This window comes from Nocardioides korecus (genome assembly GCF_054778395.1).
On the sequence record NZ_BAAGZO010000014.1, the window covers coordinates 1 to 19,848 of the forward strand.

Annotated in this window: 23 protein-coding genes and 3 pseudogenes; 15 read left to right on the forward strand and 11 right to left on the reverse strand. The window is 67.4% G+C overall.

Features of this window, described 5'->3' with window-relative positions:
• The 3 genes from ACYVDA_RS19715 to ACYVDA_RS19725 form a co-directional block, all read right to left on the reverse strand.
• On the reverse strand, window positions 1-1,283 hold a 1,283-nt coding region (locus ACYVDA_RS19715; RefSeq protein ID WP_460820224.1), incomplete at its 3' end, for a dihydrolipoyl dehydrogenase family protein.
• Window positions 1,280-1,558 (reverse strand): zf-HC2 domain-containing protein, encoded by a 279-nt coding sequence (locus ACYVDA_RS19720; protein WP_460820225.1) that lies wholly within the window; start codon window positions 1,556-1,558, stop codon window positions 1,280-1,282. The genes ACYVDA_RS19715 and ACYVDA_RS19720, both read right to left, overlap by 4 nt.
• Entirely contained in the window at window positions 1,555-2,118 is a 564-nt protein-coding gene (locus ACYVDA_RS19725; RefSeq protein WP_460820226.1) for an RNA polymerase sigma factor, read from the reverse strand. Before ACYVDA_RS19725 ends, ACYVDA_RS19720 begins: the two co-directional genes overlap by 4 nt.
• Window positions 2,119-2,281: 163 nt before the next feature.
• Between ACYVDA_RS19725 and ACYVDA_RS19730 the strand changes: the two genes are divergently transcribed.
• Both ACYVDA_RS19730 and ACYVDA_RS19735 read left to right on the forward strand, forming a co-directional pair.
• Window positions 2,282-2,905 (forward strand): class I SAM-dependent methyltransferase, encoded by a 624-nt coding sequence (locus ACYVDA_RS19730; RefSeq protein WP_460820227.1) that lies wholly within the window; start codon window positions 2,282-2,284, stop codon window positions 2,903-2,905.
• A 282-nt stretch (window positions 2,906-3,187) separates the two neighbouring features.
• Complete coding sequence (locus ACYVDA_RS19735) at window positions 3,188-3,625, forward strand: HAD family hydrolase (protein WP_460820228.1); 438 nt, start codon at window positions 3,188-3,190, stop codon at window positions 3,623-3,625.
• An 88-nt stretch (window positions 3,626-3,713) separates the two neighbouring features.
• Here ACYVDA_RS19735 and ACYVDA_RS19740 read toward each other — a convergent pair whose 3' ends face one another.
• The gene (locus ACYVDA_RS19740) at window positions 3,714-4,256 is read right to left on the reverse strand and encodes a carboxymuconolactone decarboxylase family protein (RefSeq protein WP_460820229.1); all 543 of its coding nucleotides are present in this window, start codon (window positions 4,254-4,256) and stop codon (window positions 3,714-3,716) included.
• A gap of 207 nt (window positions 4,257-4,463) precedes the next feature.
• On the opposite strand from ACYVDA_RS19740, the gene ACYVDA_RS19745 reads away from it, so the two are divergent.
• A complete protein-coding gene (locus tag ACYVDA_RS19745; RefSeq protein ID WP_460820230.1) occupies window positions 4,464-5,438 on the forward strand; it encodes a DUF427 domain-containing protein in 975 nt (324 codons plus the stop codon).
• A 144-nt stretch (window positions 5,439-5,582) separates the two neighbouring features.
• On the opposite strand, the gene ACYVDA_RS19750 is transcribed toward ACYVDA_RS19745, so the two are convergent.
• The gene (locus ACYVDA_RS19750) at window positions 5,583-5,978 is read right to left on the reverse strand and encodes an ArsR/SmtB family transcription factor (RefSeq protein WP_460820231.1); all 396 of its coding nucleotides are present in this window, start codon (window positions 5,976-5,978) and stop codon (window positions 5,583-5,585) included.
• The gene (locus ACYVDA_RS19755; RefSeq protein WP_460820232.1) at window positions 5,975-7,462 is read right to left on the reverse strand and encodes a permease; all 1,488 of its coding nucleotides are present in this window, start codon (window positions 7,460-7,462) and stop codon (window positions 5,975-5,977) included. Before ACYVDA_RS19755 ends, ACYVDA_RS19750 begins: the two co-directional genes overlap by 4 nt.
• Before the next feature lie 691 nt (window positions 7,463-8,153).
• On the opposite strand from ACYVDA_RS19755, the gene ACYVDA_RS19760 reads away from it, so the two are divergent.
• The 7 genes and pseudogenes from ACYVDA_RS19760 to ccsB all read left to right on the forward strand — a co-directional run bounded on the left by ACYVDA_RS19760 (window position 8,154) and on the right by ccsB (window position 12,770).
• Window positions 8,154-9,083, forward strand: a complete 930-nt coding sequence (locus tag ACYVDA_RS19760; protein WP_460820233.1) for a cytochrome c biogenesis CcdA family protein — start codon at window positions 8,154-8,156, stop codon at window positions 9,081-9,083.
• Window positions 9,084-9,142: 59 nt separating this feature from the next.
• Window positions 9,143-9,808 (forward strand): peroxiredoxin family protein, encoded by a 666-nt coding sequence (locus ACYVDA_RS19765; RefSeq protein ID WP_460820235.1) that lies wholly within the window; start codon window positions 9,143-9,145, stop codon window positions 9,806-9,808.
• Complete coding sequence (locus ACYVDA_RS19770; RefSeq protein WP_460820237.1) at window positions 9,805-10,086, forward strand: hypothetical protein; 282 nt, start codon at window positions 9,805-9,807, stop codon at window positions 10,084-10,086. Before ACYVDA_RS19765 ends, ACYVDA_RS19770 begins: the two co-directional genes overlap by 4 nt.
• 179 nt (window positions 10,087-10,265) lie before the next feature.
• Window positions 10,266-10,328, forward strand: a pseudogene (locus ACYVDA_RS19775) (hypothetical protein); the annotation flags it as partial.
• Window positions 10,329-10,434: 106 nt separating this feature from the next.
• A pseudogene (locus ACYVDA_RS19780) lies at window positions 10,435-11,061 on the forward strand (cytochrome c biogenesis protein ResB); the annotation flags it as partial.
• Window positions 11,062-11,128: 67 nt separating this feature from the next.
• Complete coding sequence (locus ACYVDA_RS19785) at window positions 11,129-12,133, forward strand: cytochrome c biogenesis protein ResB (RefSeq protein WP_460820238.1); 1,005 nt, start codon at window positions 11,129-11,131, stop codon at window positions 12,131-12,133.
• The gene (gene ccsB / locus ACYVDA_RS19790) at window positions 12,078-12,770 is read left to right on the forward strand and encodes a c-type cytochrome biogenesis protein CcsB (protein ID WP_460820240.1); all 693 of its coding nucleotides are present in this window, start codon (window positions 12,078-12,080) and stop codon (window positions 12,768-12,770) included. The genes ACYVDA_RS19785 and ccsB overlap by 56 nt, the downstream gene beginning before the upstream one ends.
• Before the next feature lie 151 nt (window positions 12,771-12,921).
• On the opposite strand, the pseudogene ACYVDA_RS19795 reads toward ccsB, so the two are convergent.
• Window positions 12,922-13,351 (reverse strand): annotated as a pseudogene (locus ACYVDA_RS19795) (transposase); the annotation flags it as partial.
• A 241-nt stretch (window positions 13,352-13,592) separates the two neighbouring features.
• Here ACYVDA_RS19795 and ACYVDA_RS19800 point away from each other — a divergent pair.
• On the forward strand, window positions 13,593-14,000 hold the full coding sequence (locus ACYVDA_RS19800) for a PPOX class F420-dependent oxidoreductase (RefSeq protein ID WP_460820241.1): 408 nt from the start codon (window positions 13,593-13,595) through the stop codon (window positions 13,998-14,000).
• Window positions 14,001-14,109: 109 nt separating this feature from the next.
• On the opposite strand, the gene ACYVDA_RS19805 is transcribed toward ACYVDA_RS19800, so the two are convergent.
• The 4 genes from ACYVDA_RS19805 to ACYVDA_RS19820 all read right to left on the reverse strand — a co-directional run bounded on the left by ACYVDA_RS19805 (window position 14,110) and on the right by ACYVDA_RS19820 (window position 16,910).
• Window positions 14,110-14,520, reverse strand: a complete 411-nt coding sequence (locus ACYVDA_RS19805; RefSeq protein ID WP_460820242.1) for a hypothetical protein — start codon at window positions 14,518-14,520, stop codon at window positions 14,110-14,112.
• A gap of 3 nt (window positions 14,521-14,523) precedes the next feature.
• Window positions 14,524-14,961 carry a cupredoxin domain-containing protein gene (locus ACYVDA_RS19810; RefSeq protein ID WP_460820243.1) on the reverse strand — a complete coding sequence of 146 codons (438 nt, stop codon included), beginning with the start codon at window positions 14,959-14,961 and terminating at the stop codon, window positions 14,524-14,526.
• Between the two features lie 189 nt (window positions 14,962-15,150).
• Complete coding sequence (locus ACYVDA_RS19815; RefSeq protein ID WP_460820244.1) at window positions 15,151-15,765, reverse strand: hypothetical protein; 615 nt, start codon at window positions 15,763-15,765, stop codon at window positions 15,151-15,153.
• Window positions 15,766-16,097: 332 nt separating this feature from the next.
• Window positions 16,098-16,910: a cytochrome c biogenesis CcdA family protein gene (locus tag ACYVDA_RS19820; protein WP_460820245.1), complete on the reverse strand. Its 813-nt coding sequence runs from the start codon at window positions 16,908-16,910 to the stop codon at window positions 16,098-16,100.
• A gap of 167 nt (window positions 16,911-17,077) precedes the next feature.
• On the opposite strand from ACYVDA_RS19820, the gene ACYVDA_RS19825 reads away from it, so the two are divergent.
• The 4 genes from ACYVDA_RS19825 to ACYVDA_RS19840 all read left to right on the forward strand — a co-directional run bounded on the left by ACYVDA_RS19825 (window position 17,078) and on the right by ACYVDA_RS19840 (window position 19,846).
• Window positions 17,078-17,452 carry a BlaI/MecI/CopY family transcriptional regulator gene (locus ACYVDA_RS19825; RefSeq protein WP_460820246.1) on the forward strand — a complete coding sequence of 125 codons (375 nt, stop codon included), beginning with the start codon at window positions 17,078-17,080 and terminating at the stop codon, window positions 17,450-17,452.
• Window positions 17,449-18,405: a M56 family metallopeptidase gene (locus ACYVDA_RS19830; protein WP_460820248.1), complete on the forward strand. Its 957-nt coding sequence runs from the start codon at window positions 17,449-17,451 to the stop codon at window positions 18,403-18,405. Before ACYVDA_RS19825 ends, ACYVDA_RS19830 begins: the two co-directional genes overlap by 4 nt.
• A 369-nt stretch (window positions 18,406-18,774) precedes the next feature.
• Entirely contained in the window at window positions 18,775-18,948 is a 174-nt protein-coding gene (locus ACYVDA_RS19835; protein WP_460820249.1) for a hypothetical protein, read from the forward strand.
• A gap of 136 nt (window positions 18,949-19,084) precedes the next feature.
• Window positions 19,085-19,846: a prolipoprotein diacylglyceryl transferase gene (locus tag ACYVDA_RS19840; protein ID WP_460820281.1), complete on the forward strand. Its 762-nt coding sequence runs from the start codon at window positions 19,085-19,087 to the stop codon at window positions 19,844-19,846.
• Window positions 19,847-19,848: the final 2 nt, after the last annotated feature.

Here is a 19,848-nt window from a genome sequence, read left to right on the forward strand (position 1 = left end):
AGCTCGCCCAGGGTCTCCCCCGCCCGCGGCCCGACCACCGTGGCCCCCAGGACATGGCCGCGCTTGTCGACGACAAGCCGCACGAAACCGCCGTACGCGCCCTCCGCGACCGCCCGGTCGACATGGGCGTGCGACCAGTCGATGGTGCGCAGCGGTAGGCGGGGCCGCTCCGTCGGCAGGCCGACCGCGGCGATTTCGGGGTCGGTGAAGGTCACCCGGGGGACTGCGGTCAGGTCGACCTTGCGGCGTGCCCCGAGGATGGCGTTCGAGGCGGCCAGGCTCCCGTGTACGCCCGCGGTGTGGGTGAACTGCGGGTGGCCGGTGAGGTCGCCGGCAGCCCAGATCCGTGGGTTGGTCGTGCGCAGGAGGTCGTCGACCACCACGAACCCGCGGTCGTCCACCTCGACACCCGCTGCCGCCAACCCGATGCCGCGCGTCCGTGGGGCTCTTCCGACGGCGACCAGAAGGCGCGAGAAGGGCACCTGATCGCCGCACTCGAGGTGGACCACCCCGGAGCCGGGCGCCGTGGGCTCGACCCTGGCGACTCCCGAGCCGGTGTGGAGCTCGACGCCGTCGTGGACCAGGGCCCGGGCGAGCTGGGTCGCGGCACGAAGGTCCTCGCGGGGCAGGATCGAGGGCGTGCCCTCGACGACAGAGACCCTGCTACCGAGTCGGGCGAAGGCCTGTGCCAGCTCGCATCCGATGCTCCCACCGCCCAGGACCACCAGGTCATCGGGCAGTTCGCTCAGCCCCCAGACGGTGTCGCTGGTCAGGTAGTCGACCTCGCCCAAGCCGGGAATGGGAGGCACCGCCGGCGAAGCACCCGTCGCGATGAGTGCCTGTCGAAACCTCACGGGCGTTCCGTCGATCTCGGCCGAGTCCGTCCCGGTGAAACGCGCGGTGCCGGTGCGCACCGCGACCGACGCCTGCTCGAGCGCCTCGACGGAATCGACCGGCGCGATGTGCTGGATGGAGGCCCGCACATGATCCATCACCCGCGTGAAGTCGACCGAGACCTCGCCGACGTCGACGCCCAACCGGTGCCCGTTGCGCGCGCTGGCCGCGACACCGGCAGCAGCCAGAAGTGCCTTGGAGGGGACGCAGCCGGTCCACAGGCAGTCACCACCGGTGCGCTCGCGTTCCACGAGGAGAACCCGGGCACCCAGACGTGCGGCGGTCTTGGCGCCCACGATCCCGGCCGTCCCGCCACCGACGACCAGGAGATCCCACGGCTCGCCCGGAGAGCGGACTGTTGGGATGGCGGTGGGTTGGGCGAGGCTCACGCAGTGTCCATGTCGTTGATGGTGGACAAGAAGTCGCGGACCCGGTCCACGGATCGGGGGTCGACGCCCGTCCCGCCTAACCACAGCGACAGCGCCCGGTGCAGGGCACGGTGCTCGGCGGCGACCTGGGTGCACTTCTCACACGTCGCCAGGTGCCCCTCGAGTCGGGAGATCTCTCCGGGAGTCAGCCGGGCCGCAGGATCAGCGTCGAGGTAGCGCTGGATGCGACGTGCGGACCAGTGGCAGGTCAGCATCTGACGCAGAGTCCCAGTCATGACAGGTCTCCTCGGGTGAGTGGGCTGAGTTGGAGCGACTTGCGGACCCGGTCACGGGCGCGACTAAGCCGGGACATCACCGTCCCGACGGGGACTCCCATGACTGCGGCTGCCTCGGTGTAGCTCAGGTCGTGCACGTCGACAAGGATGAGCGCGGCCCGGAAGCGGGGGTCCAGGGCACGCACGGCGGCGTCGAGATCAGCGTGCAGCTCCTGATGCACGTAGCTGTCCTCGGCACTGGGCAGCTCCGCTCTGCCGAAGGCTGGCCTAGCGGTCCGGATGAGCTCCCAGTCACCGATCGTGCCCGGTCGCTGGCGTCGGTGCATGTTGGCGTTCGTGTTGCGCAAGATTGTCAGCAGCCAGGCTCGGGGATGGCGGCTGTCGAAGCGGTCGATGGCCCGGTAAGCGCGCAGCAAGGTCTCCTGCACCAGGTCCTCGGCATCGGCCCGGTGCGAGGTGATGGTGAGTCCGACTCGCAGCAGGACCTCGATCTCGGGCTCGACCAGCTCTCGGAAGGAGGACTTCCGGGTAGCGTCATCCGACGGTCGGGCGGCGGTCACGACGTGGAAACCCGATGGGGAGGACGGATCCTTCCCGCCTCCCAGGGTGGGGCTGGACCTGTGGGTACTGGCACCGTTGGGCCTGACAGCATTCGCTCTCCCCAGGATTTGGCGCATCGGGTAGACCCGAGGCGCGTGGTCCGCCCCGAGCCGCAAGGATTTCATGTCGCGCTATACCTACTCTGCCCCCTGGTACGACGCGCTCTCGGCCGAGCCAATTTATGGGGTGGGCCGCACGCACGCCATCCCCGCCCTGGGCCTGCAGGAGGGGTCCCGGGTGCTGGACGTCGGCTGTGGGACCGGGCTCAACTTCCCGCTCCTGCTCGAGGCCGTCGGGAAGAGCGGTCAGGTCGTCGGAGTCGACCGCAGCCCCGAGATGCTGGAGGTGGCGCGGCGCAAAGCGGTCCGTCGGCCACCTGGCAATGTCGTCCTTGTCGAGGCGGACGCCGAGCGGCTGGACCGACTCGCCATCTCGGGACCGGGTGGGTCTGCCGTGTTCTTCGACGCAGTGCTCTTCACCTACTCGCTGTCGCTGATGAAGGACTGGAGGGGCGCATGGAACCGGGCGTCGTCGCTGGTCCGAACTGGCGGCCGCGCAGCGATCGTCGACATGGAGCCACCGCACCGATGGGCGCGGATCTTCGATCCGGCTGCCCGGCTGGCCTGTTCGATGGGCGGAGCCGACATCCACGCTCGACCATGGACCGCTCTCGAAGCCACAGCAACGGACGTGCAGACCTGGAGCCTGCGGGGCGGACATGTCCAGGTGCGCGTCGGAACCCTCTGACCCACCACGACACACTTAAGGACTGCCACATGCCCATCCCCCAGCCCACGCTCATCGTCTTCGACGTCAACGAGACGCTGTAGGACATGTCACCGCTCCAGCAGCGTTTCGAGGCGGTCGGACTGGATCCAGGCGAGGCGACCACCTGGTTCGCGACCCTGTTGCGTGACGGATTCGCCTTGACAGTCACCGGCACGAACCCGTCGTTCGCCGGGCTTGGCCCGTGGGTCGCTCGAGGTCTCACTCGCCGGCAAGGTGGCGCCGGACTGGCTCGAGAGCGCCGTGCTCCACATCCTCGAGGGATTGGGCGGGCTCGGTGTGCACGAGGACGTGGTCGAGGGGATCACGGCCTTGGCCGAGCAGGGCCGGCGGCTCGTGACGTTGAGCAACGGCGCCACCGCGGTGGCGCAGGCGCTGTTCGACGCAGCCGGTATTTCCGACCGGTTCGAGCAGTTGCTCACGGTGCAGGACGCGGCCCGGTGGAAACCGGCCCAGGAGGCGTACCGTCACGCCTTGGATGTATGTGCTCTCGACACGCCGAGTGAGGCCATGCTGGTAGCGGTGCACCCCTGGGACATCGAAGGTGCGCACCACGCTGGCCTTCGCACAGCGTGGATCAACCGGTCGGGGGCGAGCTACCCGAACTACTTCGCCCAGCCTGACCTCGAAGCGTCCTCGGTGCTGGATCTGGCACGTCAACTGGTGCCCGGGCCTGCCTGACACCAACGCGTTGCGGATGTGGGCGGAGATCCGCGGGACATGAGGGAGGGGCCGGCCAGGGCCGGCCCCCCCGGCTCATCTCAGGCTGTCACAGCGCGGGGGCTGCGGGCAGGTCGAGCTCGGTGTCGACCAGGTGGTTGAAGTAGTTCGTGAACAGGTTGAGCGTCACGTGTGTGCTCAGCTCGGTGAGCTGGGTGTCGGACCATCCTGCTTCCAGCGCCCGGTTCCACGACGTGTCGGCGACGGTGCCCTTGTGGGCCGTCATCTCGCGCGCGAGCGTCAGCAGGGCGCCAAGCTTGGTGTCGAACCCGACCTCGTCTCGACGGACCTGCACCATCTCCTCACCGGTCAGGCCTGCGGCCTTGCCGCCGGCTGTGTGGGCTGCCTGGCAGTACGAGCACTCATCGACGTTTCCCACCGCCAGAGCGATGGCCTCACGTGTGCGGCCGTCGAAGCTTCCGTAGTCCGCGATCACCTGCTGCAGCGCGATGTAGGACTGCAGGACCACCGGGGAGTGGGCCATCTCGCCGTGGATGTTGAGGACCTTGCCGAACTTCGACTCCAGCTCCTTGAGCTCTACGCGGCTGTCCTCGGGTGCGGACTCCACGGTGTGCACGGGGATTCGGGGCATGGTGCTCTCCTTGTATCGATGACGTCGTACCCCCTCACAACCCGCCGCGGTCGACGGTCCATTCCGCACGGTGACGTACGTCTCGCAGGCGAGCAGCCGCGATGACACGTCTCGACAGCCGGGAAGCCCTCGGCATCCCCAGCGGGTTCCCTCACCAGATCGCCTTATCCACACCGCCCCAGGCGCCGACCACCTACTGGAGAGTCCATGACGCAGTCATCCCCGACCACGCCCCAGGTCGAGATCATGTGGCGCCCGGGATGTCCTTTCTGCGGTCCGCTGCGCCGGGGGCTCCGGCGTGCGGGCGTGGTGACGGTCGAGCACGACATCACCTCCTCCGTGGACGCCGCGACCCGGGTTCGAGCTGCTACCGGGGGTGATGAGACGGTGCCGACCGTCTTCGTCGGACCCCGTGCTCTCGTGAACCCCTCGGTCGACCAGGTCATGGCCGCCATCGGAGCCGCCGACCCGGCTCACCAGGCGACTCCCCCAGGCGACGAGCTCCGGCCCGAGGCCTCCGGCGTCCGGTCCTCGCGCAACGCAGGACCTCTTTGGACGCTCGCGGTCGCAGTGGCTTGGGTCGCGCTCGTCGCCTGGCGCCCCACCACGACGTGGCACCTCGCGCCGCTGCTGGTGGCCGCCGCGTGGCCGTGGGTGGTCGGTCAGGATCTCTGTGCCGGTGACCCCACGTCACGCCGACGGGTGCTGGTCGCTGGCGCCGGGGGCCTGGCAGCCGGTATCGCCCTCACCGCGCTGCTGGCACTCGCCGGTCGCCTCCAGGGGCCCACTTGGACCGGCGCCGGCACACCCGTGGGCGAGGCTCTTCTGCTCACGGGCACCGGCGCACTGACCGCGACCCTGGTAGGAGTGGTCCGCGCTCTGCGGCGTACGACGACCGCGTCAGCCCGGCTCGGCACACAGCTCCTCGCGTCGTCCCCGGACGTCGTGTTCGTCGAGGGCAACCCCTACTTCCCCCTCGCCAGCGTGGCAGCAGACGTGTTACAACCCAGCCGCACCACCAGCGTCTGCCCCTGGAAGGGCATCGCCAGCTACTACGACGTCCACGTCGACGACCAGGTCATCCCTGACGGTGCCTGGACCTACCGGCACCCACTACCGCTGGCCCGCAGAGTCAAGGGAAGGGTCGCCTTCTGGAGAGGCGTGGAGGTCGACCAGACCTGACGCTTCCGGGCAGGATCTGTTCGCACCGCACAGGTGCGGCCGTGGCGCTCCCGAGGGCCGCCGATCACCGGGGCCCTCACTGAGCGCGGTCGCCAGCGGCGACAGGGGGGGGTTACCCCTCCGTGAACTCAGATCCAACGAATGTCAGTTGCCGTCGTCGGTCGCCTCTCTGGAGAGCTGGATCAACTGGTGCAGGCAGTGCTGGCGCAGGGCTTGGGGGAAGTCGTCTGCGAGTCGGTTCAGGACGACCCGACCCTGCTTGTGGGCGTGCACGAGTCCAGCGGTGCGCAACAGGCGAAGGGCGTAGCCCACTTGGTCTTCGTTGACTCCCAAGGCGAGTGCGAGGTCACCGACACAGAGCTCCTCAGCAACGTCCAGCGCATAGAGGATCCGCAGCCTCACCGGATCCGCCATCATCGAGAGCAAGCTCGTCAGCCGAGCGATATCGTCGGCGGACGGAACGCGGGAGGCCGCGTTCGCCACGCGCTCGGGGTCCAGGCCAGGCTTACGCGGGGCTGTGGAAGCGTTGTTCGTGGTCATCGATTGCTCCCGTCTGCGGCATAACGCATGGGGTCGGCCAGAAAGGTCTCCCGGCAGCCGTCAGAGCAGAAGCCGACGTGGTGGTCCTCGAACTCCACCCGCGCGGGCGGGTTCGCGGCATCCACGCTCATCCTGCACACCGGGTCCGTCGTGAGAACCGCGTCTGCGCCACTCCCGACCTCAGGCGGGTGGCCCACTGCTGCGCCCACATCGGACCGATCGCTTTCGCGTTCAAACCTTTCCGGGTCGGCGACGAACCGGTCGTGGCAGCCGTCGGAGCAGAAGTAGAACGTCTTCCTGTGGTGCAGAGCCTGTGCCGGCGCGTCGGAGGTGCGCACCTGCATGCCGCACACGACGTCCTTGGCAAGACCGTCCCCGCCGCCGAAGCGCTCACGATTGCGGTACAGCCAGTACAGGTAGCCGAACGCACCTACCGCGATCAGGTTGAGCACCGTGGTGTAGTTGAGGCCGACGTGGGTGGCGGCGATCTCACCACTCGGTCGGGACGGGGTCAGCGACAGCAGCAAGAAGATCTCCTCGGTGATCAGTCCCGCCAGGCTCATCACCGCCCAGAACACCAGCGCGAGACGCACAGCGAGGCGGGTGCCGTAGAACTTGCGGTAGATCAGCACCAGAGGGAGCGCGAGCAGGTCGGCGAAGATGAAGGCGATCACTCCGCCGAAGCTAATACCTCCCTTCCACAGCGCGGCCGCGAGCGGCACGTTGCCCACCGAGCAGACGAAGCTGATGAAGGCCAGGACCGGTGCGACAACGACGTTCTCGATCGTGGAGAGGAGCCCGTGGCCGGTGAGGAAGAGCGCCTGCCAGACACTGACGGGCACCGCCATCGAGGCGAAGCCCGCGACCACGAACCCGATGACGAGTTCCTTGCGCAACATGGTCACGTCGCTAACTGTGTACCCCGCAGCATCCGCCCACCCGGCGCGCGTGCGAGCGCGACCCAACGACCCATCCGACGACGCGTCCGCCTCGACTGGATCATCCTGCTCGGACGGGTTCGTGTTTCCGCCGAGTCGCTCCCGCGCGCGGTCGAGCTCCTCCAGCGGCAGGACCCGCGGCAGCACGAGTGCGAGCAGCACGATCATCACGGCCCCACCGACGAACTCGGCGAGCGCGAACTGCCAGCCGATGAGCAGCCACAGCACCAGGCCGAGCTCGACGACGAGGTTGGTGCTGGCGAACATGAACGTCATCGATGCCGTGAAGTCGGCGCCCCGGGCGAACAGGCTCTTGGCCAGCGCGCTCGCGGCGTAGGAGCAGGACGAGCTGACCATTCCGAAGAACGACGCCTTCGCGATCGTCTGCGGTCGGTGGTCACCCAGCGAGCGCTGCATCGCCGTTCTCGACACGAACGCCTGGACCGCGCCAGAGAGCGCGAATCCCAGCACCAGCGCCCAGAGCGTGTCGTAGAACATCCACCAGCCCTCGGCCAGGCTGCTGCCAACAGTGTTTACAACGCTCACCGCCCGCCCTCCCCCGGTGTCGTGCTGGTTGCCCCTGGCTTCGACACCTGTGCTCCGTCGCCGCGAACTAATGCTCGCTGCGACCGCGTGCTTAGAAGGGCAGTCACCACCTCGCCAATGAGGCTCCTGAGCTCACGCAGGACAAAACGCCCGCGTCCATACACACCCGTCGAACAGGTTGGCACGTCTTCCGCCTCGTTGTGGTCACGGTACGACTTCGACTCATTCATGATGATGACCGTACACCCGTACACATGTCCAGCACTGACGGCCATCCGGCGACCCCGCTGCGCAGCGTTGGGGCGTCGTCCGCGCACGTCCCCTTCGATGACTACTTGGGGCTTTCTGCACGGCCCAGACCAACTACGCCCCCTTTTCGGTACGCCGGCGTTGTTGCTGTCCGTCTGAACTGTCACACCATCATCGATGGGCCTAGGGGGTGAAAGGTCCGCGAGAGGAAGGCCGACGAGCGCCATCAAGCCAGCCGCCAGCAGGCCCGAGGCCGCTAACCGGGCGACCCACCACTATCTGTTTCGAGCATCCCAGGACATCGCGAGACCGAGCGGCGGTGCCCGTGTACCCGTGGGCCGAACGGCATGGGTAGCCATCCCGATATACTATGCTGCATAGTACGTGCTGGTTCCTGGTCGCACCGATCCGGAATCCATTCGACTGTCAGGAGTTGCCACTCGTGGGAGACCTGCTCTTCTCTACGACGATCCTGGCATCGTTTCTCGGGGGCGTCGTCGCACTACTGGCGCCGTGCTGCGTCTCGGTGATGCTGCCGGCCTACTTCGCGTCCAGCTTCCGCAGCCGGACGCACATCCTCGCGATGACACTCGTGTTCGCAGCCGGCCTCGGCACGGTCATCCTCCCGATCGGGTTGGGCGCCACCTTCTTGAGCAGGCTCATCTCGGGACACCACTCGGTGGTGTTCTCCATCGGCGGCGCGGCGATGATCGTGGGCGGATTGGCCATCCTGGCCGGCTGGAAGTTCATGCTCCCGATTCCCGGCATGCGCGGGCGGGGCGGGACCGCAGTGGGTTCGGTGTACTCACTGGGCGTCTTCTCCGGTATCGCGAGCTCGTGCTGTGCCCCCGTTCTTGCTGGGGTGGTGGCGCTGTCCGCGGCGACGGCCTCCTTCCTACCCTCCCTGATCGTCGGGGTGGCCTACGTCTTCGGGATGGTCGCCCCCCTTACCGTGCTGGCGCTGGTTTGGGATCGACGCGACTGGGGCAGCAGCAGGCTCCTGTCAGCTCACCAGATCAGGCTTGGCTTCGGCCGGCTCCAGCGGCAGCTGCCGCTGGCTAGCGTCCTGTCCGGCGGCCTGATGGTCGCAATGGGGATACTGACCGTCGTCCTGGCGGTACGCGGCCCGTCGATGCCCACTGATGGCTGGCAGGTGCGCCTCACAGCGTGGCTCGGGCACGTCGCCTTGAACGTGGAACGCGACCTGTCCTGGATGCCGCCCTGGATCCCAGGACTGCTGATCTTGGCAGCGCTCGCCTGGTTGATCTGGCGCGGCACTCGACCACCGAATGGACCCCGCTCCGCCACGGGCGACGCCCCTTCGACGCCGGCGTCCGAGCCCTCTCGTTCTTTCTCACCGATGGAGATGTGACTGTGACACCAGAAGCCGAGCCTGCTGACTCCCCCCGTGCCGAGCGGAAAGAGCGCGCGATGTCCAAGGCCCAGCCCGCTTCTGCCTCTGTCCGGCGTCGAAGGTTGGTGAGCCGCGCAGCAGCGATCGGCGCGGTCCTCGTCGTGGTCGGTGGTTTGTTCGCGATCTACCGCACTTCCGCAGTGGATTCGGGCGCAGCAGGTACGGAGGCGTCGGGCGGAACGGGGAAGTACATCTACCAGGTCGGTAGACCCGGACCCGGTGACCAGGCCCCACCCTTCTCGTTGCCCTCAACGCAGGGTGGCACCGTCAGCTCCTCCCACTTTGCCGGCCGGACCGTGCTCACCTACTGGCATGAGGGGCTGGGTTGCCAGCCGTGCTGGGACCAGATCCGCAGCCTGGAAGCCAACCGGCCCGCGCTGAAGGCGGCCGGCATCGATGAGGTCGTTTCGATCACCTCAGGTCCGGTCGACGCCTTGAAGCAGAAGATGGGCGACGACAAGCTGGCGTTGGTCACCCTCGCCGATACCGACCTGGCCGTGTCGAAGAAGTACCAGATGAACCAGTTCGGCATGATGGGCGATTCCCGTGATGGCCACTCGTTCCTGCTCATCGGACCGGACGGGAAGATCCTGTGGCGCGCCGACTACGGAGGCGCCCCTAACTACACTATGTATGTCCCTGTGGACCGGTTGCTCGCGCAGCTGAAGACCGGTCGCAGATGACCTCCCCCACTCAGGTCACGTTGCTGACCCAATCCGACTGCGCGCAGTGCGACCACGCCAAGGACGTGCTGGCACGGATCGCAGACGACTACCCACTCGACCTGCGCGAGATCGCTCTGGAGACCCCCGAGGGCCAAGGCTTGGCCGCGGCCCACGGGATCTTGTTCGCGCCGGGCGTCTTGGTGGACGGTCACTCGTTTGGTTTCGGCCGTCTGTCCGAGCGTCGCCTGCGCAGGGAACTCCTGCGGCGCACCACCACACACGACGTAGAACGCTGACTCAACCGCGCCGTGATGACAAGGACCCAAGGGTGGAGTGGGCGATGACACAGCCAGTCGACGTCGAGACGGCAGCATCTGAGCGCGATGCGAGCCCGAGTCGACGGGCGGCGCAGAAGGCGATTCCGTCCCTGTCACCTTCGCCGCTCGCGCGCTGGGCGTGGCGCCAACTGACCTCGATGCGCACGGCTCTCTTGCTTCTGCTGCTCCTAGCCCTGGCGGCGGTGCCCGGCTCGATCGTCCCGCAGACGAGCATCGACCCCTCAGCCGTGATGCGCTGGCAAAGCGCCCATCCCCGACTCACCCCCGGTCTACGACAAACTCGGCTTGTTCGCGGTCTACCGCTCCGTGTGGTTCAGCGCGATCTACCTGCTGCTGATGGTGTCGTTGGTCGGCTGCGTGCTGCCACGGCTTCGGGTGTACTGGGCAGCGATGCGGGCCCTACCGCCGCGCGCTTCGCGACATCTGTCCCGACTTCCCGCCTACTGCTCGGTCACCGTCCCCACCGCCGCGGACGTCACGCTCCGGGCCGCGAAGGATGAGTTGCGTCGGCGCCGCTTCCGGGTTCACGGCGAGGGTATGTCGATCTCCGCGCAGCGCGGCTACCCCCTAGAAGCAGGAAATCTGCTCTTCCACACCTCGGTGATCGTCGTTCTCGTCGCCTTCGCCTACGGGAAGATGTTCGGGTTCGTCGGTGGTGTCATCGTGGTGACCGGCGAAAGCTTCACCAACTCGGTCAGTCAGTACGACGATTTCGTTCCGGGCGCCATGTTCGACCCGGCAAAGCTCACGGCGTTCAACCTCGACATCAACGATTTCCGCGTGAAGTTCCTGCGGAAGGGCCCACAGGCAGGGCAACCGCTCTCCTTCGCCGCTGACGTGAGCTACCGGGGTAAGGGGCCCGCGCCGGCGCGGGCATACAGGCTCGAGGTGAACCACCCCCTGACAGTCAATGGGACCAGTGTGTTTCTGGTCGGACACGGGTATGCGCCCCTCGTCACCGTTCGGGACGGCAACGGGGACATCGCCTACCAGGGGGCATGTGAACTTTCTCCCACAGGACGCCACCTTTGCTTCCTATGGCGTGATCAAGGTGCCGGATGCGCAACCCGAACAGCTCGGCTTCGAAGGACAGTTCCTGCCGACCTATGCCTTCACCACGCAGACCGGCCCGTACTCGGCGTTCCCCGACGCCCTCAACCCGGCGCTCACGCTGTTGAGCTGCCACGGGAATCTCGGCATCGACGACGGAAGACCCCAGTCGGTCTACGACCTGGACAAGACCAACATGAGGCCATTCAAGAAGGCCGACGGCAAAGGCTTCCGCGTCGACCTGACCCTCGGACAGAGGGTGAAGCTGCCCAACGGCGGAGGCACCATCTCGTTCGACCGCGTGGACCGCTGGGTCAAGCTCCAGGTCAGCGAATCACCCGGCAAACGAATCGGCCTCGCAGGCGCCTTGATCGGCATCGTAGGCCTGCTCGGTTCCCTGTACATCCGCCCTCGCCGAGTGTGGGCGTACCTCGACCTCAGACGGCCGGACAGTCCTGGAGGTCACCGGGCTGGATCGCAGTCGGCAAGACGACCTTCAAAGCGACATCGACGACCTGACCGCACGGATACAACGACGCCTCGAGGAGAAACCCATGACCTCCCAACCCCCACAGAAGCAGCCATGAGCGCCGCGAACTTCGCCGACTTCAGCGACAACGCCATCATGTTCGCCTCGATCGTCTACGTGCTGGCGTTCCTGGCCCACCTGACGGAGTGGGTATTCCTCCGCTCGGTCCCGTTGCCGATCGAGCAGAGCGCTACGGCGCTCGTGGGGGTCGGTGCCACCGCTGACCCGAGCAGTAGGGACGCAGCCCCCACTGGGCAGGCCGCTGACGGCTCCGTTGACGGGTCGAGTAGCGCGGAGGCGCTTCGAGCTCTGGGGGCGCATCGGTCTCGCGCTCGCAGTGCTCGGCTGCCTGCTCCACGTCACCGGTCTGGTGTCCCGCGAGCTGGCCAGCGATCCGGTCCGGGTGCCCTGGGGCAACATGTATGAGTTCACGCTGGCCGGCACGTTTGGGGTCAGCCTGATGTACCTGGTGCTGATGAAGCGCTACCACCTACGCTGGATGGGCGTCGCGGTCACCGGCTCCCTCGTCGTGGTGCTGATGCTCGACCAGCTGGTGCTCTACCAGGACGCCGGACCGCTCGTGCCCGCACTGCACTCCTACTGGCTGGCGATCCACGTGCTCGCCGCAATCATCGCCTCCGGCGCGTTCGCCACCGGAGCCCTGGCGCTGGGCCTGTTCCTGGTCAAGGATCGCGCCACGCGCCGCGGCAAGGTCCGTGCGGGCGGCTACCTGAGCCGGCTGCCCTCGCTCGAGGCGCTCGAGCGGGTGGGCTACCGGCTCAACGCGTTCGGGTTCCCGATCTGGACCTTCGCCGCGCTGGTCGCCGGGCCGATCTGGGCGGAGTACGCCTGGGGCAGCTACTGGAACTGGGACCCCAAGGAGGTATGGGCGTTCATCACCTGGGTGATCTACGCCGCCTACCTGCACGCCCGCGCCACCGCTGGCTGGAAGGGCAAGGCCGCCTCGGTCACCGCCCTAGTCGGCTTCGCGTCCCTGCTGTTCAACTTCGTCGGCATCAACTACTTCTTCGGCCCCGGCAGCCTGCACTCCTGCTCTGGCTGAGCTCGCAAAGCCAGCGGCCAGACAACGCTTCGCCCTTCAAGCCTGATCCGCTGGGGTCCCATCGATCACCTCGGTGCACCATCCGAGCCAGGAAGCGCTGATCGATCGTCTCAGCCTCTACACGTGACCGATCAGGGGCTTTTCCGGCTCCTCACAATCCAGGGTTTGACCGGGGCCCGAAGCCGCCGGACTCGAGCCCCGATCGTGCGATGTAGTTGGTCAGGCTGCGGAACCCGGGCGCTGACCCGCGGAGGTGTTCGAGGCGTCCGTTGAATCGCCTCGGTCGGGCCGTTCGACGCGCCGGGCCGGTCGAAGTAGGTGAGCACGTCATTGGTGCGTTGCTTCAGCGTCCGCCCGAGCGTGATCACCTTGCACAACACCTTCGGGACACCGCCGCTGATCGACTCGATCAGCTTGACCATCAGTGCGCGACCCATGACGCGGTCGGGTTCGCGGTACGCGGCGACCATCCGCTGGTAGATCCCCCAGGTCGCCTCGACCTGCACGTGCTCGTCGCCAAGGAGCAGCGCGACACGCCTGTCCTTGGGCTTGTCGGTGAGGAGATCCGCGCCGGTGTTCACGGGAGGGCCCCAAGAGCTGGCCGGGATGGTCGACCTCACCAAGCGACCCGAAGCGAAAGGCAAGGTCAGGACGATGGCCCGGTCAGCTCCTTGGACCCTCCCCGGTCCGTGTTCGGGGTCAGCTCGCGACCGAGCCACCCGTGATCCTGAACAACACCGGCTTGCAGGTGGCCAGGTCGGGGAGGGCGATGTCCTGAGCGCGCGTAACGGCACTTCTGGACGGCTGGGCGACAATGTCGCCATGGACCTCGACGACGCACGCCAGTTCGTTCGTACCCACCACCGCGCGGTGCTGGCCACACGCACATCCTCCGGCATCCAGCAGAGCCCGGTCCTGGTCGGCGTGGACGACGTAGGATGGCTCACTGTCAGCAGCCGCGAGACCGCTTTCAAGACCAGGAACCTCCGCGCCGACGCGTGGGCACAGTTGTGCGTGATGAACGACGGGTTCTTCGGAGACTGGGTCTACGTCGAAGGAGTGGCCGAGGTGGTGTCGCTGCCAGACGCGATGGAGGCGCTCGTGGAGTACTACCGGGGCATCTCAGGGGAGCCCGAGGACTGGGAGGCCTACCGAGCCGCGATGGAACGCGAGCGGAGGGTGATAATCCAGATCACTCCTACTCGCGCGGGACCGGACCGTCAGGGCTGAGGTCCGGTGCCCGCGTTGCTGGGATCAACGCGCTCAAGGCCCTCCTCGTCACCACACCCCTCGATCTGCGTGAGGAGCTTTCCCCCCTCGGGGGCGCCTGGGGCCAGGGTTAGACGTCTTGCGGGGTTCGTAGTGCGACTAACGCCAAGAGGGTGGCTAGGGCTTCGGCGATGGCGCTGAGCGCTTTTTCGAAGAACCACACCGGCTCGTACATCGAGGGGATCGGCCCCAGGGCAGGGACGTTGACGTAGCGCGAGAGCATGACCGCGAGGAATGCGCTCGCACCGACGCCCATGGCGATCAGCAGGGAGGTGCGGGTCCAGCGCAGCGACACGTACGCCGCGGCGAACAGGGCGACAACGGCCTCGATCCGGAAGAGGTTGCCCTGACCGATGCCCTGGGGCTGGGCGAGCTGGTAGCCGCCGGCCAGCCGCAGGTGCACCACGGCATCGACGACGAGGCAGGCAGCGATCAGCCCTCGCAGCACCAGACGCACGTGGCTCCTGGTCACGGTGGTCATGGCTCAACCCACCGTGAGGCTGCCGTGCATGGCCGCGTGGTAAGTGCAGTGGAACTTGTAGCTCCCGGGCGTAGAGGGGGCCTTGAACGTGACCGTCGCGCCGGGATCGACCTTGACGTCGAAACCTCCTGCGCCATCGGCAGTGACAGTGTGGGCCGCGGCGTCGCTGTTCATCACCACGACCACGGCTCCGGGGGCGACATGGGTGGGCGCGTGGTAAGCGAAGCCGCTGATCATGATCATGCCGGCGTGGGACTGCCCGGTCGTCCCGGACGTGCTCGGGCTCGCTGAGGTGGCGGGCGAGGAGACCTGGCTCGTCGGGTGCGCCGTGGCTGAGGCGGCTGCGGGTGAGCTCGCGGTGGCGCCGCAGCCGGTGAGGGTCACCAGAGCGATGACTGCGGTCGCGGCGAGGGCTGCCGCCGACATGGGTGCGGGGTGCATGTGTGCCTCTCCTGGCCGAGGGAAGGGGGTATCACGGCCCGAGGTGCGAACGCGGTCCACGTGATGGGAGCGACCGTTTGCCCGGTGCCTGACCGGGTCGTGTCGGCCGGGACTAGACCGACCACCGCGGGGGGATGACGAACCTGAACGGGTGCATCCCCGGCGGCGGTCGGTCCGGTCAGGTCTGGCTCAGGCCTTGATGGTCAAGCGGCGACGGCTGGCGAACATGACTCCGCCGAGGGCGAGCAGGCCACCGCCCGCGGCCAGGACACCAGTGTCCTCCAGACCACCGGTCGTGCCGGTGCCGGTAGCCACGCCACCAGAAGGCATCGAGCTCAGCGTCCCGCACAGCGCGGGCGAGGTCGCCGCCAGCGGCAGGCTGGGCACGAGGTCGCTCTTCTCGTTCTGGGCCTTCTTCGACAGCGTCGCCGGGTCCAGACCGTGCACGACGATCACGCCGGTGCCGGACTTGAGCGAGCTCAGCGTGGCCGAGCTCAGCTTGATCGTGCGGTTGTAGTTCGTGCTGCTCCCCGAGGGCGCGATCTTGATGTCGGTGCCGGCCTTGGGGCTGGTGTCGCCCTTGACCGACAGGGTCGTGCCGATGGCGCCGTAGGCCGGGGCGCCCTCGGTCGTGCTGATCACCCCGTCACCGTTCTTGTCCGCAGAGGTCGTGGGGCACTTGCCCATCGCCCCGATGTGGATGTGCTGCACGTGGGGGTAGGGCGCATTCATGAACGACGCCGGCATCCCACTCCAGCTGACGTGGATGTTCGCGGAGTCACCGTTCAGAGTCACCGTGGCCATCCCCGAAGCGTTCGAGTGGTTCAACGGGTTCAGCGTGGCCTGGTAGGTGTCGTTACCCGCGGCCGAGGCCGGGGACACCATCAAGGCAAACGGGACAGCGGCTGCCGCCAGGGGGACCAAAGTACGAAGTGCCTTGCGCATTGGAGAATTCCTTTCGAAGGTATGTAGCACGACGCGGCCCAGGCTCACAGGGCGTCGTCCTGGCCACTGTAACTGTGGAATTCGTCACAGGACACCCAAAACGGAATACATTTACCAGCCGCTTCTGGTGGCAATTTGTTCGGTGGTCAGTAATGCGGCCCGAACCAATCATTCACAGGTCGGGCTCGGCCTCACAGCGGCAGGGTCCACCCGGAAATGAGCCCCTGCGTGCGCGAGATCAGGTCCGTCCAGACTCCAGTGAGCTGAAGCAGTCCGAGGAGGATGAGTGAGGCGCCGCCGGTGCGCGTAACGGCTCGGGCGTTGCGGCGTGCCCACCCGACGGAACGCATGAACCGGTGCATCGAGAATGCGGCCACGATGAAGGGGATGCCGAGGCCGGCGCTGTAGGCGAATGACAGTGCGGCGCCGCGTCCGGCGCCCGCCGAGCTGGTGGCGAGGGTGAGGACAGCTGCGAGCGTCGGTCCAATGCAGGGGGTCCACCCCAGGCCGAACAGGACGCCGACGAGGGGCGCGCCGGCGAGACCGGCCCGGGGTCGGTAGGCGAGGCGGAACGTGCGACCCGCCAGCGGCAGTCGCCACAGCAGGCCAGTGAAGACCAGTCCAACCAGGATGGTGACGACGCCCAGGACCCGAATGAGGGTCTCCTGGTGAGTGATCAGCAACCCACCGAAGGAGCCGAACAAGGCTCCGTAGCTGGTGAAGACCGCGGCGAAACCAGCGACGAACAGGCAGGCGCCCCACACCGTTCGCCGTCGCGTCGATGCCCGGGTCTTGACCGCGACCGCCCCCGACGCCGGGTCTGGATCTGCGTTGCCCGTGGCGGCGATCTCGCTCCCGGCGAGGCCAGCGACGTAGGAAAGGTAGCCGGGAACCAACGGGAGGCAGCACGGGGAGAAGAACGACAGTGCGCCTGCCACGACCGCGATCAGGCCGGCAAGGATGAGCGGACCGTCCAGGACAACCTGCTGGGCGCCGGCACCCATGGACTCAAGCGCAATCACGTGTCAACCTCGCTCTACAGAATGTGACCTTGACGAAGAGGGCGTGGGACGATCACGGCGATCGCGAGCCTGGTCGACCCAGATGATCTACTATGGCCTATAGGAATTGCGGACACGGCCGCGGGTCCGCGCATTAGGAGCGGGGATCTATGCGTCAGCTAGGGCAGCTCGAGGCTGAGGTCATGAACCGGGTGTGGTCGTTGGGCCGCCCGGTGCTGGTGCGCGAGGTCCTCGAGGACCTGCAGCGGGACCGCACCATTGCCTACACCACCGTGATGACGGTGATGGACAACCTGCACCGCAAGGCTCTCTTGGTCCGGGACCGCGAGGGCCGTGCCTACCGGTACAGCGCCGCCCAGTCCCGCGAGGCGCACACTGCAGAGCTCATGGAGGAGGTCCTGGCCTCCAGCGGCGACCGCTCGGCGACGTTGATGCACTTCGTGCAACAGATCGACCCCGAGGAGCTCGCCACCCTTCGGGCCGTGATCTCGGGGCGGGGCCGCAAGAAAGACCCGACCCAATGATCGCGTTCCTCGTGTTGATCGCCTACGCGGTGCTCGCCGGCACCGTCGGGGCGTCGCTGTTGCGTCGGACTCGGTGGGCCGAGCGTTCCCCCCGGCTGGGCATCGTGGCCTGGCAGGCCCTCTCGGGGTCAATAGTCGCCTCGGTGGTGTTGGCCGGCCTCTCCCTGGCGATGCCGGTCTCGCTGGTGAGCTCGGACCTCGCCGGTCTGCTCGACACGTGTGTCATGTTGTTGCGCGCTCAGTACTCGACCCCCGGCGGGGCTGTGGTGAGCACGGCCGGGCTCCTGCTGTCCCTCGCGGTCCTCGGCCGAGTTGCGCAGTGCCTGGTCGGCTCGTGGCGCACTGCCCGTGCCGGACGGGCCCGGCAGCGCACCCAGCTCTCGTTGATCGCTAGGCCTGACGACGGCCTGGATGTGGTTGTCCTCGACCACGCCTCCTGTGCGGCCTACTGCGTCCCCGGTCGTGCCGCTCGTATCGTCATCACCACCGCAGCCCAGGATGCTCTCGACCCCGAGCAGATGTCCGCCGTGGTCGCCCACGAGCGCGCGCACCTACGCGGACGGCATCACCTGGTGATCCAGTGCGCGGCCTCACTGCGGACCGCGTTCCCGTTCGTTCCAGCGTTCCGCGATGCAGAGGACGAGGTCGCCCGTCTCACCGAGATGGCCGCGGATGATGCTGCTACGCGCACGGTAGGCCGGTTGACGCTCGCTACGGCTCTGGTCCGGTTGGCTGAGGGATCCACTCCGGCCGGTGCGCTAGGGGCCGGCGGCTCGACCGCCCTGAGGCGCGTCCGCCGTCTTGCCGACCCTGCGGCCCCGCTGAGCCACCCGCGAAGACTGGCTACCCTGGCTGGTGTCGCTCTGATCGTGATGACGCCCCTCCTTGTTGCGGCAGCGCCGGCGGTCGCAGTGGTCTCTGCGGGCTACTGCCCCGTCTCTCTGGCCGCCTGACCGTTCCCACGCCGTCTGCGCGAGCGGACACAGGCTGCACTGACCTGGGCCGCACTGCTGCGGCCGGGACCCGTCCAAGCCGTCCCCGGTCGGGCAGACCCGTGTTCTTGGCGAACCTGAGTCCAGGTTCCTGGAAGCGGCGTTAGGAACGCACAGCAATCGCATCGTTTCTTCACACCGGCGCGACATGGTCGTAGACGTCAAGCAGCTCGAACCGAGCCGCACGTAAGTGATGAAAAGGAAACTGAGATGGCGAGCCGTTCACTGGCACAGGTGGCAGCAGGGGTACTGGCAGGGGCTGCCTTGGTGGGCATTCCTGCCTGGGCCACCGCCGGCACGCACGACACCGCTTCCCCGTCACGATCCGGCATGTCTTCGATGATGGGCAGCAAGCAGTCCCAGGAGCAGATGACCAAGTCCATGTCGAAGGTGATGGACGACCCGAAGATGGGCAAGCAGATGCGCACGCTCATGTCGGACGCGATGGGCGACATGCCCAAGATGGGTGGGATGTCTGGCGCGATGCCGGCCCACGGTCACTAGGGAATGCACCGGATGCGACCGATGACGCCCGGCTCCAAGTAGTCACGACTCAGCGGCACGGGAAAGGGTCCACGTGAGACCGGTCCTGTTCGAGATCTTCAGCTTCCCGATCGACAGCTAGGGGGCCAGCAAAGCACTGGCCGCTCTGGTCGCGGCCTACCTGCTGGGGCGTGAGTTCCGGCGGCTCGGCTGGGACCCTGAGCGCGCCTGGAACATGGTGCTGGCCGCGACCGTGCTCGGTTTCGCGGGCGGCAAGCTCTACAACTTGGTCGAGCACGCCGGGGATCTGACCCGGCACGACTTCGGCTCCTCGGGGTTCACCTGGTACGGCGGCCTGACCGCCGGCGTCGCCACCGTGGTCGTGATGGCCAGGCGCTACCAGCTCCCATTAGGGCAATTCGCCGGCATCGTCGCGGCCCCGATCTCCCTGGCCTACGGCATCGGACGAATCGGATGCTTTCTGGCCGGTGACGGCACCTACGGCAAACCCGCGAACCTCCCCTGGGCGATGGCTTTCCCCAACGGGACGATGCCGACGCTGGCCCCGGTTCACCCCACCGCCCTGTACGAAGCGGCGTTCGCGTCCGTGCTCGCCGGGTTGCTGTGGCGGGTGCGCAAGCGCATCGCACCGGTGGCGGTCTTCGGGCTATACGCGGTGCTGTCCGGGGCCGCGCGGTTCCTGGTCGAGGAGGTGCGCATCAACAACGAGGTAATCCTGGGGATGACCCAACCGCAGCTGTGGTCCCTGGTCCTAGTGGCCGTGGGCGCCTACCTGCTGATCTCCGGCCGCCGTCAGCCGGGTGACGGGGCAGCGTCCACACCCGACAGGGACGACCTGCTGCAGGATCGCTCTGTCGACCACCACGAGTCGGTCCCTACGCCCTCAGCGACGAGATAATC